Source organism: Streptomyces sp. NPDC048337 (assembly GCF_043201175.1).
GTDB lineage: Bacteria > Actinomycetota > Actinomycetes > Streptomycetales > Streptomycetaceae > Streptomyces.
In genome coordinates this window covers 130,295-145,728 of sequence record NZ_JBICYR010000010.1, presented here as the reverse complement: position 1 = coordinate 145,728, position 15,434 = coordinate 130,295, and the positions used below count along the sequence as shown (strand labels likewise).

Here is a 15,434-nt window from a genome sequence, read left to right as displayed (position 1 = left end):
GAACCCCGCTCCTCAAACGCCGGAGGGGCTGGATGTGCCTGGCGTGGCTGGATCTGGCTGCGCGCGCCCGGTCGGGGTCGGGGACGGGGTGGGGTGTCGGCCGGGACTAAAACGAGATGAATTCGGCGCGAGGTGCCGTCCGACAGAGCAGGCCCGGAAAGGGCGCCGAACATCGAAGCCCGTCCCGACGACACCCCACCCCGGCCCCGGCCCCGCGAACCCCGGCCATGGCCCAGCCCCGGCACCCGCGAAGCCCCCGCCAGAAGAGCGGCCGAACCCCCGGCCAGGGGAACGGCCCCGAACCCCACTGAGCCCCCACCAGCCCCCGCCCAGAGAACCGGCCCCGGCCCCCCGCGCAGCCCCCGGCCAGGGGGACAGGGGCGGGGCCCCGGCCAGGGCGGCCGCAGGGCCACCGGTGGGACAGCCCGGCGGGTGACGGCCCCCGCCGGCCGGCCCGTGTGGTACCACGGGCCGGTCATATCTCCGCCCCGCCGCCGGGAGTTGCCGATGTCCGTGTCCCGACGCAGCCTGCTCGCCGCCGGCGGAATCGCCTTCGTCGGAGCCCTCGGCACCCTCGGCGCCACCCGCACGCCCCGCGGCCACGCCCCCGGCCACGGCCCCGGCTACGGCCCCCTCCTCCCCGACCCCCACGGGCTGCTCGACCTGCCCGCGGGGTTCTCGTACCGCGTCCTCTCCCGCGCCGGCACCCCCCTCCGCTCCGGCGAAGGCCCCGTCCCCGCCAACTGCGACGGCATGGCCGCCTTCCCCGCCCCCGGCGGCCGCACCCGACTGGTCCGCAACCACGAGAACCGGACCACCGCAGCCCTCCGCGTCCCCGCCGTCGAGGGACTCACCTACGACCCCCACGCCCTCGGCGGCTGCACCGCCCTCGAACTCGACCCCCGCGGCGCCGTCATCGGCGAGCGGGTCGCCCTCGCCGGCACCGCGGTCAACTGCGCGGGCGGCCGTACCCCTTGGAACACCTGGCTGAGCTGCGAGGAGACCGAGGACCGCGCCGGCACCTCCGGCTACACCAAGGACCACGGCTACGTCTTCGAGGTGGACCCCGCCGACCCGCACCGCTCCGGCGCGGTCCCGCTCACCGCGATGGGCCGCTTCGCGCACGAGGCCGTCGCCGTGGACCCGTACCGCGGGGTCGTCTACGAGACCGAGGACGCCTTCATCGAGCCCTTCGGCCTCTTCTACCGCTTCCTGCCGCACCTCCCCCTCGGCGGCCTCGGCTCGCTGCGGGCCGGCGGCGCCCTTGAGGCCCTGCGCGCACCCGGGGTGGCGGACCTGTCGGTCGTGGACGAGCCCGGGGCGGAGTTCCCGGTGGAGTGGGTCCCCGTACCGGACCCGTCCGCGGCCGGCACCGCCATCCGCTTCCAGGACTTCGGGCCGGGCGGCGGGATCACCCACGCCCAGAAGCTGGAGGGCTGCTACTGGGGCGACGGCGGCGTCCACTTCGTCTCCAGCTACGCCCGCACCCGCGAGGGCGCGGGCGCCGACCACCACGGGCAGGTGTGGTTCTACGACCCGCTGCGCGCCCGCCTCCGGCTGGACGTCCTCTTCGGCCCGGCGGCGGACATCGCGCTGCCCGGCGACTCCCCCGACAACATCTGCCTGGCCCCCGACGGAGGCCTGATGGTGTGCGAGGACGGCGGCGGGGCGCAGTACGTCTTCGGCGTGACGGTCGACGGCGAGGTCTACCCGGTGGCCCGCAACGCCGACGACATCGGGGCCGCCGGCGCCCCGGAATGGGGGGAGTTCGCCGGGGTCACCTTCTCCCCCGACGGCCGGACGATGTTCGTCAACGCCTACGCCCCCGGAACCACGTTCGCCGTGACGGGCCCCTGGCACTGACGGCACTGACGGCACCGACCGCCCTCGCGGTTCCGTCCGATGTGCCGCAGGATCGTACGGAACCGATCGGATTGGGGTGGCCTGTGCCGAAGAAGGACAACCGCAAGGCCCGTCCGGCCGAGAGGGCCGCGCTGCGCGAGGTGCTGCGGGTCGGCGGTGACAGGCCGGTCGATCTGCGGCGGTTCGACCCCCGGGCGATTCCCGCGGGGCCCGCGGACAAGGCGGCCGGCGTCGCGGCCACCGCCGCGCTGGCGGACCGGCTCGCCTCCCTCCAGGAGCGGCTCTACGCGGCGAGCACCGCCGGCGACCGGCGCCGGATCCTGCTGGTGCTCCAGGGCACGGACACCAGCGGCAAGGGCGGCACCGTCAAACACGTCATCGGCCTGTTCAACCCCGCCGGCTGCCGCATCAAGGCCTTCAAGGCGCCCACCCCCGAGGAGCGGGACCACCCCTTCCTCTGGCGCATCGAGAAGGCCCTCCCCCAACCGGGCGAGATCGGCATCTTCGACCGTTCGCACTACGAGGACGTCCTCATCGCCCGCGTCCGCGAGCTGGTGCCGCGCAGCCGACTGGGCCGCCGCTACGCCCAGATCAACCGGTTCGAGCAGTCCCTCGCCGAGGACGGCGTGACCCTCGTGAAGGTCTTCCTCCACATCAGCTACGAGAGGCAGCGGGCCCGGCTCCTGGAGCGGCTGGACAACCCCGACAAGCACTGGAAGTTCAACGCGGGCGACATCGAGGAGCGCTCGATGTGGCCCGCGTACCAGGAGGCCTACGAGCTGGCGCTGGAGCGCTGCTCGACCGACGCCGCGCCCTGGTTCATCGTCCCCTCGGACCGCAAGTGGTACCGCGACTGGGCGGTCAGCCGACTGCTCCTGGAGCATCTGGAGGACATCGACCCCCGCTATCCGAAGGGTGACTTCGATGTCGAGGAGTGCCGCAGACAGCTACTCGCCACATAGTCATATATTTTGCCTGCGTGACCCTTTCTGTGCGCAAAGCGGCGGCCGTGGCCGCCCTCAGTGCCGCCCTCGCCGGCTGCGGGGGCGGCACCGGCACCTCGGACGCCGGCCGTGAAGCCCGTATGGGCAGCCATGCGGCCACCGCCCCCGCCTCGGGCGGGCCGTCCGCCGCGACCCCCGCCTCGCCCTCCGCCTCCGCGACCCCGCAGGCCGGTGCGCCGTACCGGGCCCCGACCATGGCGCCCGGCCCGAACGGGCTGACCCCGGTCTTCGAGCGGGCGAAGCAGCACGGCGACAAGACCGTGGCGCTGACCTTCGACGCCGACATGACCTCCGATCAGGGGCCGCGCGCCGCGGACGGGGAGCACTTCGACAATCCCCAGCTGATCGCGACCCTGCGCACCCTGAAGGTGCCCTCGACGATCTTCATGACGGGCCGCTGGGCCGAGGAGTACCCGGACCAGGCGAAGTCCATCGGCACGGACGCGAACTTCGAGATCGCGAATCACTCGTACAGCCACCACGCCTTCAAGTCCCCCTGCTACGGGTTGCCCGCGCTCGACGGCGCGGCCGCCCGCGCCGACGTGGACCGGGCCTTCGACGCCTTCCGCAAGGCCGGGGCGGTCAACATCGTCCCGTACTTCCGCTTCCCCGGCGGCTGCTACGACGACCAGGCGCTGCGGGCCCTGTCCACGGCCAAGGTCACGGCCGTCCAGTGGGACGTGGTCAGCGGGGACGCCTTCGCGAAGGACCCGGACGCGGTGGCCGAGCAGGTGCTGGCCGGGGTGAAGCCGGGCTCGGTGGTGGTCATGCACTGCACGCGCAGCGCCGCCCCCGTCACCGAGGAGGCCATCCGGAAGATCGTGCCCGAGCTGCGCAAGCGGGGCTACCGCTTCGTGAAGGTCTCCGAGCTCATCGGCAAGTAGGCCGGCGCCCTCAGCCGGAGCAGGCCGAGCGCTGCGCGTCCTGCCACTCGCACACCGGGCAGGGCACCACGCCCGGGGTCGCGACCCCGTACTCGGTGGGCTTGCCGCACTCCAGGCAGTCGGCGTACGGCGGCCCGGCCACCCGCCCGGCCGGGGCCGCCGGGGCGGGGCAGTACGACTCGGTTCCGTCCAGCTCGTCCATGCGTACGAGCCTACTCGGGGACTTCGCGCCGCCGGAGCACTGGTAGGAAACTTTCCTTCCTGTTAATGTCCCCGGCGGCGGCTCGGCGCGGTGCCCGAACCCCTGGGTGTGACGCGCTCAGCGAGAGCTCTGACCCGGCCGCCGTGGCGCTGCCTCCTGCCCGCCCCCGGGCCGGGCGCGGCGCCCCGCACCGGTGTCCAGCTCTCGCCGCCCTCCATGCCAAGGGAGTCCGGGTATGCACCTGAACGCCTTCCGCAGCAGACTTCACACCCTCCTTCTCATCGGCGCCGCCGTACTCGCCCTGGTCGCCGGGCTCCTCCTCGCCTGGCCCGAACGGGCCGGGGCCGCCGGGGCCGCCGCCGACCCCCTCATATCGCGCGGGAAGCCGGCCACCGCGTCCTCCGTCGAGAGCTCGTCGCTCGGCGCGAAGAACGCCTTCGACGGCGACCCGGCCACCCGCTGGGCCAGCGCCGAGGGCAAGGACCCGCAGTGGATCCGGGTCGACCTCGGCGCCTCCGCCACCGTCTCCCGGGTCCGCCTGACCTGGGAGGCGGCCTACGCCAAGGCCTACCGCGTCGAGATCTCCGCCGACGGCGCCGCCTGGAGCACGCTCGCCACCGAGACCGCGGGCAACGGCGGCGCCGACGACTGGACCGGCCTGTCCGGCAAGGGCCGGTACCTGCGCGTGTACGGGACCGCACGCGGCACCTCGTACGGCTACTCGCTCTTCGAGGCCGAGGTGTACGGCACCCTCGACGGCGGGCCGCCGCCCGGCGGCGCCTTCACCGTGGTCGCGGCCGGCGACATCGCCGCGCAGTGCACGGCCTCCGACAGCGGCTGCGCGCACCCCAAGACGGCGGCGCTGGCCCAGCGGATCGACCCGAAGTTCTACCTGACCATGGGCGACAACCAGTACGACGACGCCCGGCTCTCCGACTACCGCGCCTACTACGACAAGAGCTGGGGCGCCTTCAAGGACAGGACCCGCCCGGTCCCGGGCAACCACGAGACGTACGACCCGGCCGGCTCCCTCGCCGGGTACAAGTCGTACTTCGGGAGCATCGCCTTCCCCCAGGGCAAGAGCTGGTACAGCTACGACGAGGGCAACTGGCACTTCATCGCCCTCGACTCCAACTCCTTCGACCAGGCCGCCCAGATCGACTGGCTCAAGGCCGACCTCGCCGCCAACTCCAGGCAGTGCGTGGCCGCCTACTGGCACCACCCGCTGTTCTCGTCCGGCGGACACGGCAACGACCCGGTGTCCAAGCCGGTGTGGAAGATCCTGTACGGCGCGAAGGTGGACCTGGTCCTGAACGGTCACGACCACCACTACGAGCGGTTCGCCCCGCAGGACCCTGAGGGCCGGGCGACCGCCGACGGGATCGTGGAGGTCGTCGGCGGAATGGGCGGCGCCGATCCCTACCCGATCGAGCAGGTCCAGCCCAACAGCCAGAAGCGGATCAGCGGACCGTACGGCGTGGTGAAGCTGGACTTCACCGACTCCGGCTACGGATGGACCTACCTCGCCACGGACGGGCAGGTCAAGGACACCAGCCCGAAGTACAGCTGCCACTGATGTACTTGGCCGCCAACGGCCGCCCGGACGCGCCGCCCCGCACCCCAGGGGCCCGGCGGCGCGTCCCCGCCGCCGTCCTCGCGCTCGGCGCGGTCAGCCTCGTCACCGACGTCTCCTCGGAGATGGTCACGGCGGTGCTGCCGCTCTACCTGGTCCTGGGCCTCGGCCTCTCCCCGCTCCAGTTCGGCTTCCTGGACGGCATGTTCAACGGCGCGACCGCACTCGTGCGGCTGCTCGGCGGACGCCTCGCCGACCGCGGCGGCCGCCACAAGCACGTCGCCGGGGCCGGCTACCTGCTGTCCGCGCTGTCCCGGCTCGGGCTGCTCCTCGCCGGCGGAGCGACCGCCCCGGTCGCCGCCGCACTGGCCGCCGACCGGCTGGGCAAGGGCATCCGCACCGCGCCGCGCGATGCCATGATCTCGCTGAGCGGCCCCCCGGAGAGCCTCGGACGCTCCTTCGGCGTGCACCGCGCCATGGACACCACGGGCGCCCTGCTCGGCCCGCTCGCCGCGTTCGCCGTGCTGTGGGCCACCGCCGACGCCTACGACGCCGTCTTCGCCGTCAGCTTCTGCGCGGGGCTGCTCGGGGTGCTGCTGCTCGTCGTGTACGTCCCGGCCACGGCGCGGCCCGCCCCCCGCGCCAACGCCCCCACGTACACGGCGGTGCGCGACCCCGCCTTCCGGCGCGTCCTGTACGCCGCGGCCCTGCTCGGCGCCACCACCATCGGCGACTCCTTCCTCTACCTGCTGCTCCTGCGCGGACTCGACCTTCCGCCCGCCCTGTTCACCCTGCTGCCGCTCGGCGCCGCCGCCGTGTACCTGCTGCTCGCCGTCCCCGCGGGCCGGATCGCCGACCGGACCGGGCGGCGCCCCGGCTTCCTGCTCGGGCACGGCGCCCTGCTCGGGGCGTACGTCCTGCTGCTCGCGCCCGTCTCCTGGCCGACCGTGGCGGGCGTGCTGGTCCTGCTCGGGATCTTCTACGCCGCCACCGACAGCGTCCTGATGGCGCTCGCCGCTCCCCTGCTGCCCGCGCACGGCCGGGCGGGCGGGCTCGCGGTGCTGCAGACCGGGCAGGCGCTGGCCCGGCTCCTGGGCGCCGCCGGGTTCGGGGCGGCGTGGACGTACTGGGGGCAGCGGCCCGCCCTGTGGGCCGCCTCGCTCGGACTGGCCGGGGCGCTCGTGGCCGCCCGGCGCATCCTGCCCGCCCGCACTCCCACCACCCCGGAGCCGTCATGAACCTCCGCTCGCGGCGGCTGCGCCTCGCCTTCGTCCTCGCCGCCGTGCTGCTCCTGGCGGGCGGCTCCCTCGGCTACGTCCTGCACGCGCGGCACCGCGAACGGCCGCTCCGGCAGGCCGCCGCGGACGCCTCGTTCGGCCTCGAGGAGCCCGGGCTGTACTTCCGGGACGCGGCCACCGGGCGGGTCGCGCGGCAGCCGGGCCAGGACGCGGCGCGCGTGACCGGCGGCCCCTCCTGCGACCGCTTCCACACCGCCGGGGAGCACGCCCTGTGCCTGCGCGGGCTGCCCGGCACCCCCGCCCGCACCGAGGCGCTCGTACTGGACCGGCGGCTGCGCGAGGTCCGCCGGGTGACCGTGCCCGGCATCCCCAACCGGGCCCGCGTCTCCGCCTCTGGGCAGCTCCTCTCCTGGACCACCTTCGCGACCGGCGACTCCTACGCCACCTCCGCCTTCTCCACGCGGACGTCGATCCTGGACCTGCGCACCGGGTACCTCGTCAAGTCGATGGAGCAGATCCCGCTGACCCTCGACGGGGTCCGCCACCACCGTCCCGACGTCAACTACTGGGGGGTGACCTTCGCCCGCGACGACAACCTCTTCTACGCCACCGTCTCCACCGGCGGCCGCACGTACCTCGTCGAGGGGGACCTGCGGAACTGGTCGGCGAAGGCGCTGCGCGAGAACGTCGAATGCCCCTCGCTGTCCCCGGACGGCACGCGCGTCGCCTTCAAGAAGAGGGTCTCCGACGACCTCCGGGCCCCCTGGCGGCTGTACGTCCTCGACCTGGCGACGCTGCGCGAGCACCCGACGGCCGAGCCGCACGGAGTCGACGACCAGGCCGCCTGGCTGGACGACTCGACCCTCGCCTACGCCCTGCCCGGAGGCGACGGCCGCGCGCAGGACATCTGGTCGGTCCCGGCGGACGGCCCGGGAGCGCCCCGCCTCCTCGTGACGGGCGGCTCGTCCCCCGCGACCGTGCGGGGGACGTCCTAAGCGGTCTCGGGGAATTGGGGCACGTCCCCGAGACCGCTTAGCCGCGCCGCGCGGCAGCGAGGCAGGCCGCCGTGCCCGCGCCGGCGGCCAGCAGCAGTGCGCCCGTAAGGGCCGTCAGCGGCAGCGGTGCGTCCCCCGAGCGCGCCGCCGTGACCAGCGCGGAGACCGCGCTCCGGGCCGGGGAGAACGCGAGGACCCAGGCCAGCAGCGAGCCGAGGCCCCCGGCCAGGACGGCGTAGCCGCGGCGCCGTACCAGCGGGCGGCTGCACAGGGCTCCGACGGCCGCGCCGGTCAGCGCGCACGCCGCCACCGCCGCGGCCCCGGCGAGGGCGGCCCGGGCGGGGTCCGCTCCGGCCGGGTCGCCGAGCAGCAGCGCCACGGCGCCTCCCGCGGCTCCGGCGAGCAACGCCCCCACGAGGGCGGTCAGCAGGGCCGCCGCGTGGACCCGTACGGGACCGGCCGCGGCGGCCGCGCAGTCGCGGGCGGCGTCCGGTTCGCCCGTGACGCAGATCCGGACCAGCCAGGCCGTCTGCGGGACCAGACCGGCGGCGGTGAAGCCGAGGGAATCCAGGACCGGGTCGCCCGGCCGGATCCCGACGGCGACGAAGGCGGCGTACACGACCAGGGGGGCGATCCACCGCTGGGAGCGCAGGAGCAGGGCGCCCTGGTAACGGAGCAGGGCGGTCACGGGAGTTCCTCCACGGTGCGGATGTGCCAGGGCGGCCCGGCGGTGAGCAGGGCGCGCAGCGCGGCGTCGGAGCGGTGGGCGGCGATCGTGAACAGGACTCCCCCGCCCGGGGCGGGCACGCCGGCCAGGCCCGGGGGCGGGGTGCTGCCGGGCGGGCCCGCCGCGTGGATCCGGACGTACGGGAGCCCCGCGCCCGGGCCCGGGGACAGGGCCGGGTCGAGGACGGGCGACAGCGCCCCGCCCTCGACCCGGTAGTGCGCGTCGGGGGCGCCCGCGAGCCGCCGCGGGTCGTGGTCGACGAACACCACCGTGCCGCCGGCGGCGGTGCGTTCGGCGACGGCGAGGTCCAGCTCGGCGCGGGCCGCGGCGTCGAGCCCGGTCCATGCCTCGTCGAGGACGAGCAGTCCCGGTTCGGCGAGCAGGGCCTGGGCGACGGCCACCTTCTGGCTGCTGCCCTTGGACAGTTCGGCCAGCGGGGTGCGGGCGTGGGCGGCGGCGCCGAACCGCTCCAGCCAGCCGGCCGCCCGGCGGGCCGCCTCGGCCCGCGACAGCCCGTGCACCCGGCCCAGGTGGGTCAGGTAGGAGGTGGCGTTCAGCGGCAGCGCCGCCGGGAAGCGCTCGGGTACGTAGGCCGTGCGGCGCGGGCGCCCGCCGACGCGCCCCTCGGTGGGGGCGTCGATCCCGGCGACGATCCTGAGCAGGGTGGACTTGCCGCCGCCGTTGCCGCCCTCGATCCGGACGAGGGCGCCGCGCGGGAGTTCCAGTGTGATCCCGCGCAGCACCCAGGGCCGGCGCCGTCCGTACCGGCGGCCCACGTCGGTCAGGTTCAGTGCGCGGCCGCCGTCTCGGTGACCTCGCTCGGGCGGACGATGACGAAGCCCTCGCCGCGCAGGCTGAGCTGGACGGCCTCGCCGGAGCCGCCGCGGAGCATCGAGCCGACCGACTGGGAGCGGTGCAGTCCGGTCTCCAGCTGGGCGCTCCAGCCGACGACCGCGTCCGTGTCCACGTAGACGGGGGACTGAGCAGTGACCGGTATGACGATCGGGTTGCCGTCGCAGACCACGGCGAGCTTGCCGGTGCCGGTGAAGAGGCTGTTGAAGAGGCCGCCGCCGGTCATGCCGGCGCCCTTCAGCATCTTGATCTCATAGGAGAGCGTCGAGTCGAAGCACAGGACGTTGCGGCCGTTGATGGTCAGCGCGTCGCCCGGTTCGAAGTCGATGATGAAGCAGTTGCCCGCCTGGTGGGCGAACCAGGCCTCGCCCTGGCCCCGTACGGACATGAGCGCCAGGCCCTCGCCCGTGACGGCGCGCTTGAGCATGCCGCCTATGCCCTGGCCCTTGCGCTCGAACTGGAGGTTGCCGCGGAAGGCGACCATCGAGCCCTGGCGGGCCAGCATCTCGCCGTTGACGGCGTACTTCACGGACTTGGCGTTCTGCAGGGACATGCCAGGGGCGACGGCCGCCTGGGCCAGGTTCTCGGACGCAAAAAGATCGCTTATCACTGCACTTTAACCTTGTCTCTTTAGACGGTAGAAGAGGAGTGCAACTAGCTTTCTATTCAGTCTACTTGAGTGCGTCTCATTGCCTATGGTGTTAGGCATGTTGCTGACCTACTTCACCCGGGACGGCTGGGAGTCCTGGGACCTGGGACGGGAGCCCCTCATTCGCCAGGACATGCCGGTCCTTGTTGATGACGACCTTCGGTTCGAGGACGAGCACGGCCCCCGCCCCACCGTCGCGGTGAACGCCTGGCTCCGCGAACTCCCCATCAGCGGGGTGCCGGCCGCGAAGTCCTGGCGCTCGTACGCGCAGGCCATGCGATCTTGGCTGGAGTTCCTGGCCTCCCGCTCCATGCATCCCTTCGCGGAACGCGCAGACCTGCGGGCCGCACTGGGCGCCTTCGCGGAGTACCGGCTGGCCGGCCCAGTCGAAGCCCGATGGGACGGCGCCACCTGGAACCACCGCGTCAACGTGATGTCCCGCTTCTACTCCTGGGCCGTCGACAACGACCACTGCACGAAGGTCCCGTTCACGTACGCCATGGGCACCCGCTACAGCAGGGAGGCTGGCGCGATAGAGGCACGCCGCAACACCGCCACCGTCCGCCGCGCGAAGCCCCACGTGACGATGAAGTACTTGGAGCCGGAGTTCCGGGACACCTTCCTCCGGGCCCTGGCCGGGCTGGACCCGGACGGCGTCCCGGACGACTCCTTCCGCGGCCGAGAACTGGCCCGCAACGCCGCAGTGGGCGGCCTGGTCACAGCCACCGGCCTGCGCGCACAGGAGTTCACCTACCTGCTGACCTACGAACTTCCCTCCCTGCCCGCACGGCGGACCCCGGTCCCGGTCTGGTTCCCGCTTGCCGAATCCACGACCAAGGGACAAAAGGCACGCGCCACCTGGACCAGCCACCGGGCCCTTGCCGATGTCCACCAGTACCTCGAGCTGGACCGGGACGCCGCTGTGACCCGCGGCCCCTACCGGCCTCCGGCCCGCCTCGGGTCGCCGCTGTTCATCGAAGCACCCGACCACGAAGGCGCCCGGATCAACGGCCACCGCACCCGGTGGCGGCACCTCTCACCGGCCGAACGCCTCCGCCTGGTCAACACCGACGGCACGTCACCAATCGTCGCTGTGCAGTCCACCGGCCGCCCCTTCGCGGACTGGGACACCGTCCTCCGGCGCACCTCCCAGCGCATCCGGGAACGCTACGAACCCCGATTCCCCACGGTCCACGCCCACACGCTCCGCCACACCTTCGCGATGGAGACCCTGGAGGCCCTGGTCCAGGGCTACTACCAGCGGGCCGCCGCGCTGATCAGCGAAACCGGCGGAGACGGCGGCCTGGCCCTCTACCTCACGAAGACGGACCCGCTGATGATCCTTCGGGATCTCCTCGGCCACTCCTCCGTCACGACCACGGAGATCTACCTCCGGCGCCTGGACGTCCAGCGGATCTACCGCGACGCCTACACCGCCGCCGGACGCACGAACCATGACGCCGAGGCCGAGGCTGCCGCAGAGTTCGGAGAGGACGCCTGATGCCCGCCTACCTGCACCACGACCCCGTGCGGGTCGAATTCGTCTTTCCCGACGGGACCCGATACAGGACACGCTTCGACGGGACCGCGAACGACCAGCTGGCCGCCGAGCTGGCCGCCGCCTTCCCCGCCCTAGTCCACCCCCACGGAAGGATCGGCACCCGGAAGACGGCACTGCACTACGCCTCCTACCTTCGGGGCATGGTCCGTTGGCTGGCGGCGGAAGGGTTCACGGGCGGCCTGTCCCAGCTGACCCGCCCCCTTCTGTTCCGGTTCTGGATGGCCGTCACCGTCCAACACGCAGACCTGTCCCGCTCCCTGCTCCGCGCCGCCCACCAGGTCAGCGGCACCCTGCCGCCGGATGTCGTCCCGTACCTGGACGGGAAGCTGATCAAGGCCCGCCGTCGGCCGGATCCTCTACCCCCGTACACGGAGGGAGAGTGGCAGCGCATCACCGAAGCCCTGCAACAAGTGGTCGAAGAGAGCTGGGCCGACCACCGCCGGGCCCTGGCCGAGGCCGCCGGAGGCGAGGCTCCGCGAGTGGCCGGCCTCACCCCGCCCAACATCGCCCGGGAACTCCTCCGGCACGGGCCCATGTCCAGCAAAGCGTTCGCCGCGCACATCGGATGGCACCGGCACCGGGTTGAAGCGGCCAAGACGCTGGCTCCCGTACGGGAGGCCCTGTATCCGGCAGCCGCCACCGCTGCCGCCTACCGTCTTCTCCTCGGCGTCTACAGCGGGGTTGTACCAGACGGCCTGTCCGGCCTTGGAATCGGTGACGTGACGTGGGCTGGAGACTCCTCCATCCTCCTGGACTACGTGAAGGGCCGGCGCGGTCCGGAGTCGGTCAAGCTCACCGGCCGAGCGGTCCGCCTGATCGAACGATGGCTAGAACACTCGGCCCTCCTGCGCAAGCACGCCCGCCCCGAGGTCCGCGACGAACTCTGGCTCCGGCTCCGGGCGAATCGCTTCAAGGCCGAGTCAGGCGGCTGCGGGTACGTCGTCAGCGGACCAGACCCGGACGGGACCAACCTGCGGGCCAAGGACACCGGGCTGGTGGCCCGCATGGGGCTGCTGGACGACACCGGAAAGCCGTTGCAGCTTCACCCGTCACGTATTCGGACGACCTACTTGAACACCCTGAGCCGCAAGGGATGGACGGGGAATACGGCCATCGACCCCAACCACTCCGCCGCCGTGGAGGGGGACCGATACCTGACCGCGCAAACCCCGGCACAGATGGACGCAGTAGAAACGATCATTGAGGAGAGCCAGGCGGACATCCTCCGGCGAGCCCTCCCCCCGACGGTTCTCACCCAGGAAGCGGCCGCCCGCGCGGCCGCCGACCTCCCCGCGGAGGCGGCCCGGCTCGGCCTCACTGACGGTGCCCTGTCCGAACTCATGGCCGGGGAACGCGACGTGTTCACCGCGTCGTGCAAGGACCCCCTGTCCGGCCTTCACGGGCCGGCAGGAAAGCCCTGTCCGGCCCGGCCGTGGGTGTGCCTCCTGTGCCCTCTCGCCGTGTTCATGCCCCGCCACGCGGCCAACCTGCTGCGGCTCCGCGCGTTCTTCGCCCGGCAGTACCGGCAGATGACCACCGCCGAATTCGTCGCGGTGTTCGGCCCGTACGCCGACCACCTGGACCGGGAGGTCCTGCCCGCGTTTCCGCCCGCCGTGCTGGAGGCCGCGGCGGCCACCGTGGCCGACACCGACGATCAGATTCCCGTCCGTCCCGAGGAGATGACCGTATGACGACGCCCAGCGTTCTTGCGGCCACCGGCCGCCGGTCCCCGTTCTCAGGGCTGGACGTCTGCACGGTTGCCCAGCTGGAGATGCCACACGGGAACCGCGGCCCCCTGTTCGATGACGACCTATGGGATATGACGGGACTGGCCCGGGCCCCGAAGTCACTCACCCCCACCGCCCTGCGCTGGGACTTCCGCCGGATCGTGAACCCGGCGTGGAGGACCGTAGCGAAGGAGATGATCCTGGCCCTCCTCGCGCCGCAGGATGAGCACGTGGCCGTGCTGCCGCACGCGTTCCGCAAGCCCAAAGCGGTAAGCGCGGTGTACGGGCAGATCAGCGGTATGGCCCTCTGGCTGAACTGGCTTCATGCGGAAGGCGTCCGCACCCTGGCTGACGTCGACCAAAACCTTTGCGACCGTTACATGGCCTTCGCCTCCCGCAGCACCAGGCACGGCAGGACCGTCCAGCCCTCCACGCTCTTGAACCTTCTCCTGCCTGTGCAATACCTGGCCTTCTACAGCGGTCTGTTCACCCACGACGCCTACGCCCCGGGATTCACCCCCTGGGCGGGCAGGTCCGTATTCGAGGTGGCCGGCGCGAAGAAGCAGGCTGGGAACCTCTCCGGACCGGTCCCGGACCACGTCTTCCAGCCGATGATGGCTGCCGCCCTATGGGTGGTCCAAACCCTCGGACCCTACGTCGCGGAGGAGATCGAGCGCGCGCAGGCCCAGAAGGAGTCCCGCCCCACCATCGGCATCCGGTACTCCCTCTCCAAGCGGGACAGGGACAGGTTCGCGGAGCACCTGAATGCCTGCGTGCGTGACGGTGTGCCGCTTCCCCAGCTCGACAGGGGGTCGATCACTCAGCGGGTCCGGAGCGGGGTCTGGTCGCTTTCGGACCCGCTTCTGGAAGTGAACCTGGACCAGCTGGGGAGGGATGCCGGGGTCAGCAAAGAGATTCAAATCGGGCCCCTGGAAGTGCTCCGCCCGCTGATCGAAGAGGCCGCGGCGAAGGTAGGTGTGGCGGCCGTCCACGGCCGCGGTGCCGCCCTGGTCCAGCGGGCGGACGGGAACGGCACGGCGCCGTGGACGCTACCACTCGACTACCGGCAACTTCGAACCCTCGGCAGTCTCGTACAGGGGGCCTGCCTGGTCGTCACGGCGGCCCTTAGCGGGATGCGGGCCAGTGAGCTGGCAGAGCTGTCCACGGACTCATGTCTCCCGCCCACCCCCGCGTACAGCGGCGCCATGCGCTACCGGCTGGCGTCCCGACTGATCAAGGGCCAGGAGTTCGGCGGCGTCCCGGAGGAGTGGGTGGTGGTCGAAGAAGCCTGGCGGGCTGTCGGCCTGGCCGCACGGATCGCCCAGCGGGACGGATCCTTGAACGGGGCCCTGTTCGGCAGGAAGCGGCCAGCCTCGGCCGACATCTACATTCAGTTCCGGACCTGGGTCAACGGCCCCGAAGGCGGCCGCCTCGGACTGGCACCGATCCCTGACGGCCCCGTGAACGCACGGAACCTCCGCCGCACGCTGGCCATGGCGCTGGCCAACCGGCCCGGCGGCCTGATCGCCGCGAAAATCCACCTTAAGCATGTGCACGTGGCCACCACCGAGGGCTACGCGCACCGTCCCGGCGGCGCACAAGGCATCTTCCTGGCCGAGGTCGGGGAGGAGGAGGCGAAGCACCACCTGGAGCTGACCGCCACCGCGTTCCGGGAGTTCCAGGCCGGCATCATGCCGTCCGGCCCCGGGGCTCGGGACGTGATCGCCGCGTTCACGCACGTGGACGCCGCCCTGGCCGATCACCAGGCCGGGGAACCCAAGGTGCTGGGGTCGGACCGGCAGCTGGTCAACCTCCTGCGAAGCCAGTCCCAGTTCCTCCACGCCGGCGCCGCGAACTATTGCTGGTTCAAGGACCCCCATAAGGCCCTGTGCTTGAAGATCGCCGGGGCTCCGGTCACCGCGGACTCCAAGCCTATGGCGGGGATGTGCGACTCCGCACGGTGCCCGCAGGCCACCCACCACCCGGTCCACCGGAAGGTGTGGGCCGACAACGCCGAGAGGACGCGCGTGTTCCTCGGCTCCATCCCCCGGGGCCACAAGGCCGAACGGGACCGTGTCCGGGCCGACCTGGACAGGTCGCTCCGGGTACTGGACGAAATCGACGCCGCCGGGACCGGCCCGGCCCAGGAAGGAGCCTGA

13 protein-coding genes are annotated in these 15,434 nt (G+C 72.6%); 9 read left to right on the top strand and 4 right to left on the bottom strand.

All coding sequences use genetic code 11. From position 1 onward, the window contains the following. Positions 1–507: 507 nt before the first annotated feature. The 3 genes from ACGFYU_RS18695 (at position 508) to ACGFYU_RS18685 (ending at position 3,751) form a co-directional block, all read left to right on the top strand. The gene (locus ACGFYU_RS18695) at positions 508–1,863 is read left to right on the top strand and encodes an alkaline phosphatase PhoX (protein WP_393828380.1); all 1,356 of its coding nucleotides are present in this window, start codon (positions 508–510) and stop codon (positions 1,861–1,863) included. An 83-nt stretch (positions 1,864–1,946) separates the two neighbouring features. Beyond that, positions 1,947–2,825, top strand: a complete 879-nt coding sequence (locus ACGFYU_RS18690) for a PPK2 family polyphosphate kinase (RefSeq protein ID WP_393828379.1) — start codon at positions 1,947–1,949, stop codon at positions 2,823–2,825. 17 nt (positions 2,826–2,842) lie between these two features. After that, complete coding sequence (locus tag ACGFYU_RS18685) at positions 2,843–3,751, top strand: polysaccharide deacetylase family protein (protein ID WP_393828378.1); 909 nt, start codon at positions 2,843–2,845, stop codon at positions 3,749–3,751. Between the two features lie 10 nt (positions 3,752–3,761). On the opposite strand, the gene ACGFYU_RS18680 is transcribed toward ACGFYU_RS18685, so the two are convergent. Continuing rightward, positions 3,762–3,953, bottom strand: coding sequence for a hypothetical protein (locus ACGFYU_RS18680; protein ID WP_393828377.1), 192 nt, complete (start codon positions 3,951–3,953; stop codon positions 3,762–3,764). A gap of 235 nt (positions 3,954–4,188) precedes the next feature. On the opposite strand from ACGFYU_RS18680, the gene ACGFYU_RS18675 reads away from it, so the two are divergent. The 3 genes from ACGFYU_RS18675 to ACGFYU_RS18665 are packed head-to-tail and all read left to right on the top strand — an operon-like array spanning position 4,189 to position 7,759. Beyond that, positions 4,189–5,529 carry a discoidin domain-containing protein gene (locus tag ACGFYU_RS18675; RefSeq protein WP_393828376.1) on the top strand — a complete coding sequence of 447 codons (1,341 nt, stop codon included), beginning with the start codon at positions 4,189–4,191 and terminating at the stop codon, positions 5,527–5,529. Then, complete coding sequence (locus ACGFYU_RS18670) at positions 5,529–6,764, top strand: MFS transporter (protein WP_393828375.1); 1,236 nt, start codon at positions 5,529–5,531, stop codon at positions 6,762–6,764. Before ACGFYU_RS18675 ends, ACGFYU_RS18670 begins: the two co-directional genes overlap by 1 nt. Beyond that, the gene (locus ACGFYU_RS18665) at positions 6,761–7,759 is read left to right on the top strand and encodes a TolB family protein (RefSeq protein WP_393828374.1); all 999 of its coding nucleotides are present in this window, start codon (positions 6,761–6,763) and stop codon (positions 7,757–7,759) included. The genes ACGFYU_RS18670 and ACGFYU_RS18665 overlap by 4 nt, the downstream gene beginning before the upstream one ends. Positions 7,760–7,796: 37 nt before the next feature. On the opposite strand, the gene ACGFYU_RS18660 is transcribed toward ACGFYU_RS18665, so the two are convergent. The 3 genes from ACGFYU_RS18660 to ACGFYU_RS18650 are packed head-to-tail and all read right to left on the bottom strand — an operon-like array spanning position 7,797 to position 9,948. Further along, positions 7,797–8,447, bottom strand: coding sequence for an ABC transporter (locus ACGFYU_RS18660; protein ID WP_393828373.1), 651 nt, complete (start codon positions 8,445–8,447; stop codon positions 7,797–7,799). After that, positions 8,444–9,277: an ATP-binding cassette domain-containing protein gene (locus tag ACGFYU_RS18655; protein WP_393828468.1), complete on the bottom strand. Its 834-nt coding sequence runs from the start codon at positions 9,275–9,277 to the stop codon at positions 8,444–8,446. Before ACGFYU_RS18655 ends, ACGFYU_RS18660 begins: the two co-directional genes overlap by 4 nt. After that, the gene (locus ACGFYU_RS18650) at positions 9,274–9,948 is read right to left on the bottom strand and encodes an AIM24 family protein (RefSeq protein WP_393828372.1); all 675 of its coding nucleotides are present in this window, start codon (positions 9,946–9,948) and stop codon (positions 9,274–9,276) included. The genes ACGFYU_RS18655 and ACGFYU_RS18650 overlap by 4 nt, the downstream gene beginning before the upstream one ends. A gap of 97 nt (positions 9,949–10,045) precedes the next feature. Here ACGFYU_RS18650 and ACGFYU_RS18645 point away from each other — a divergent pair, with 97 nt between their 5' ends. From ACGFYU_RS18645 to ACGFYU_RS18635, 3 genes are read left to right on the top strand one after another with little or no spacing between them, the layout of a single operon-like run. Then, positions 10,046–11,488 (top strand): site-specific integrase, encoded by a 1,443-nt coding sequence (locus ACGFYU_RS18645; protein ID WP_365920661.1) that lies wholly within the window; start codon positions 10,046–10,048, stop codon positions 11,486–11,488. Then, entirely contained in the window at positions 11,488–13,239 is a 1,752-nt protein-coding gene (locus ACGFYU_RS18640) for a hypothetical protein (RefSeq protein ID WP_393828371.1), read from the top strand. Before ACGFYU_RS18645 ends, ACGFYU_RS18640 begins: the two co-directional genes overlap by 1 nt. After that, positions 13,236–15,434: a hypothetical protein gene (locus tag ACGFYU_RS18635; RefSeq protein ID WP_393828370.1), complete on the top strand. Its 2,199-nt coding sequence runs from the start codon at positions 13,236–13,238 to the stop codon at positions 15,432–15,434. Before ACGFYU_RS18640 ends, ACGFYU_RS18635 begins: the two co-directional genes overlap by 4 nt.

Bases quoted from the DNA above. Each gene is read 5' to 3' on its own strand.
- ACGFYU_RS18670 (WP_393828375.1), top strand. From the start codon at position 5,529: ATGTACTTGGCCGCCAACGGCCGCCCGGACGCGCCGCCCCGCACCCCA.
- ACGFYU_RS18665 (WP_393828374.1), top strand. From the start codon at position 6,761: ATGAACCTCCGCTCGCGGCGGCTGCGCCTCGCCTTCGTCCTCGCCGCC.
- ACGFYU_RS18680 (WP_393828377.1), bottom strand. From the start codon at position 3,953: ATGGACGAGCTGGACGGAACCGAGTCGTACTGCCCCGCCCCGGCGGCC.
- ACGFYU_RS18645 (WP_365920661.1), top strand. From the start codon at position 10,046: ATGTTGCTGACCTACTTCACCCGGGACGGCTGGGAGTCCTGGGACCTG.
- ACGFYU_RS18640 (WP_393828371.1), top strand. From the start codon at position 11,488: ATGCCCGCCTACCTGCACCACGACCCCGTGCGGGTCGAATTCGTCTTT.
- ACGFYU_RS18635 (WP_393828370.1), top strand. From the start codon at position 13,236: ATGACGACGCCCAGCGTTCTTGCGGCCACCGGCCGCCGGTCCCCGTTC.
- ACGFYU_RS18675 (WP_393828376.1), top strand. From the start codon at position 4,189: ATGCACCTGAACGCCTTCCGCAGCAGACTTCACACCCTCCTTCTCATC.
- ACGFYU_RS18695 (WP_393828380.1), top strand. From the start codon at position 508: ATGTCCGTGTCCCGACGCAGCCTGCTCGCCGCCGGCGGAATCGCCTTC.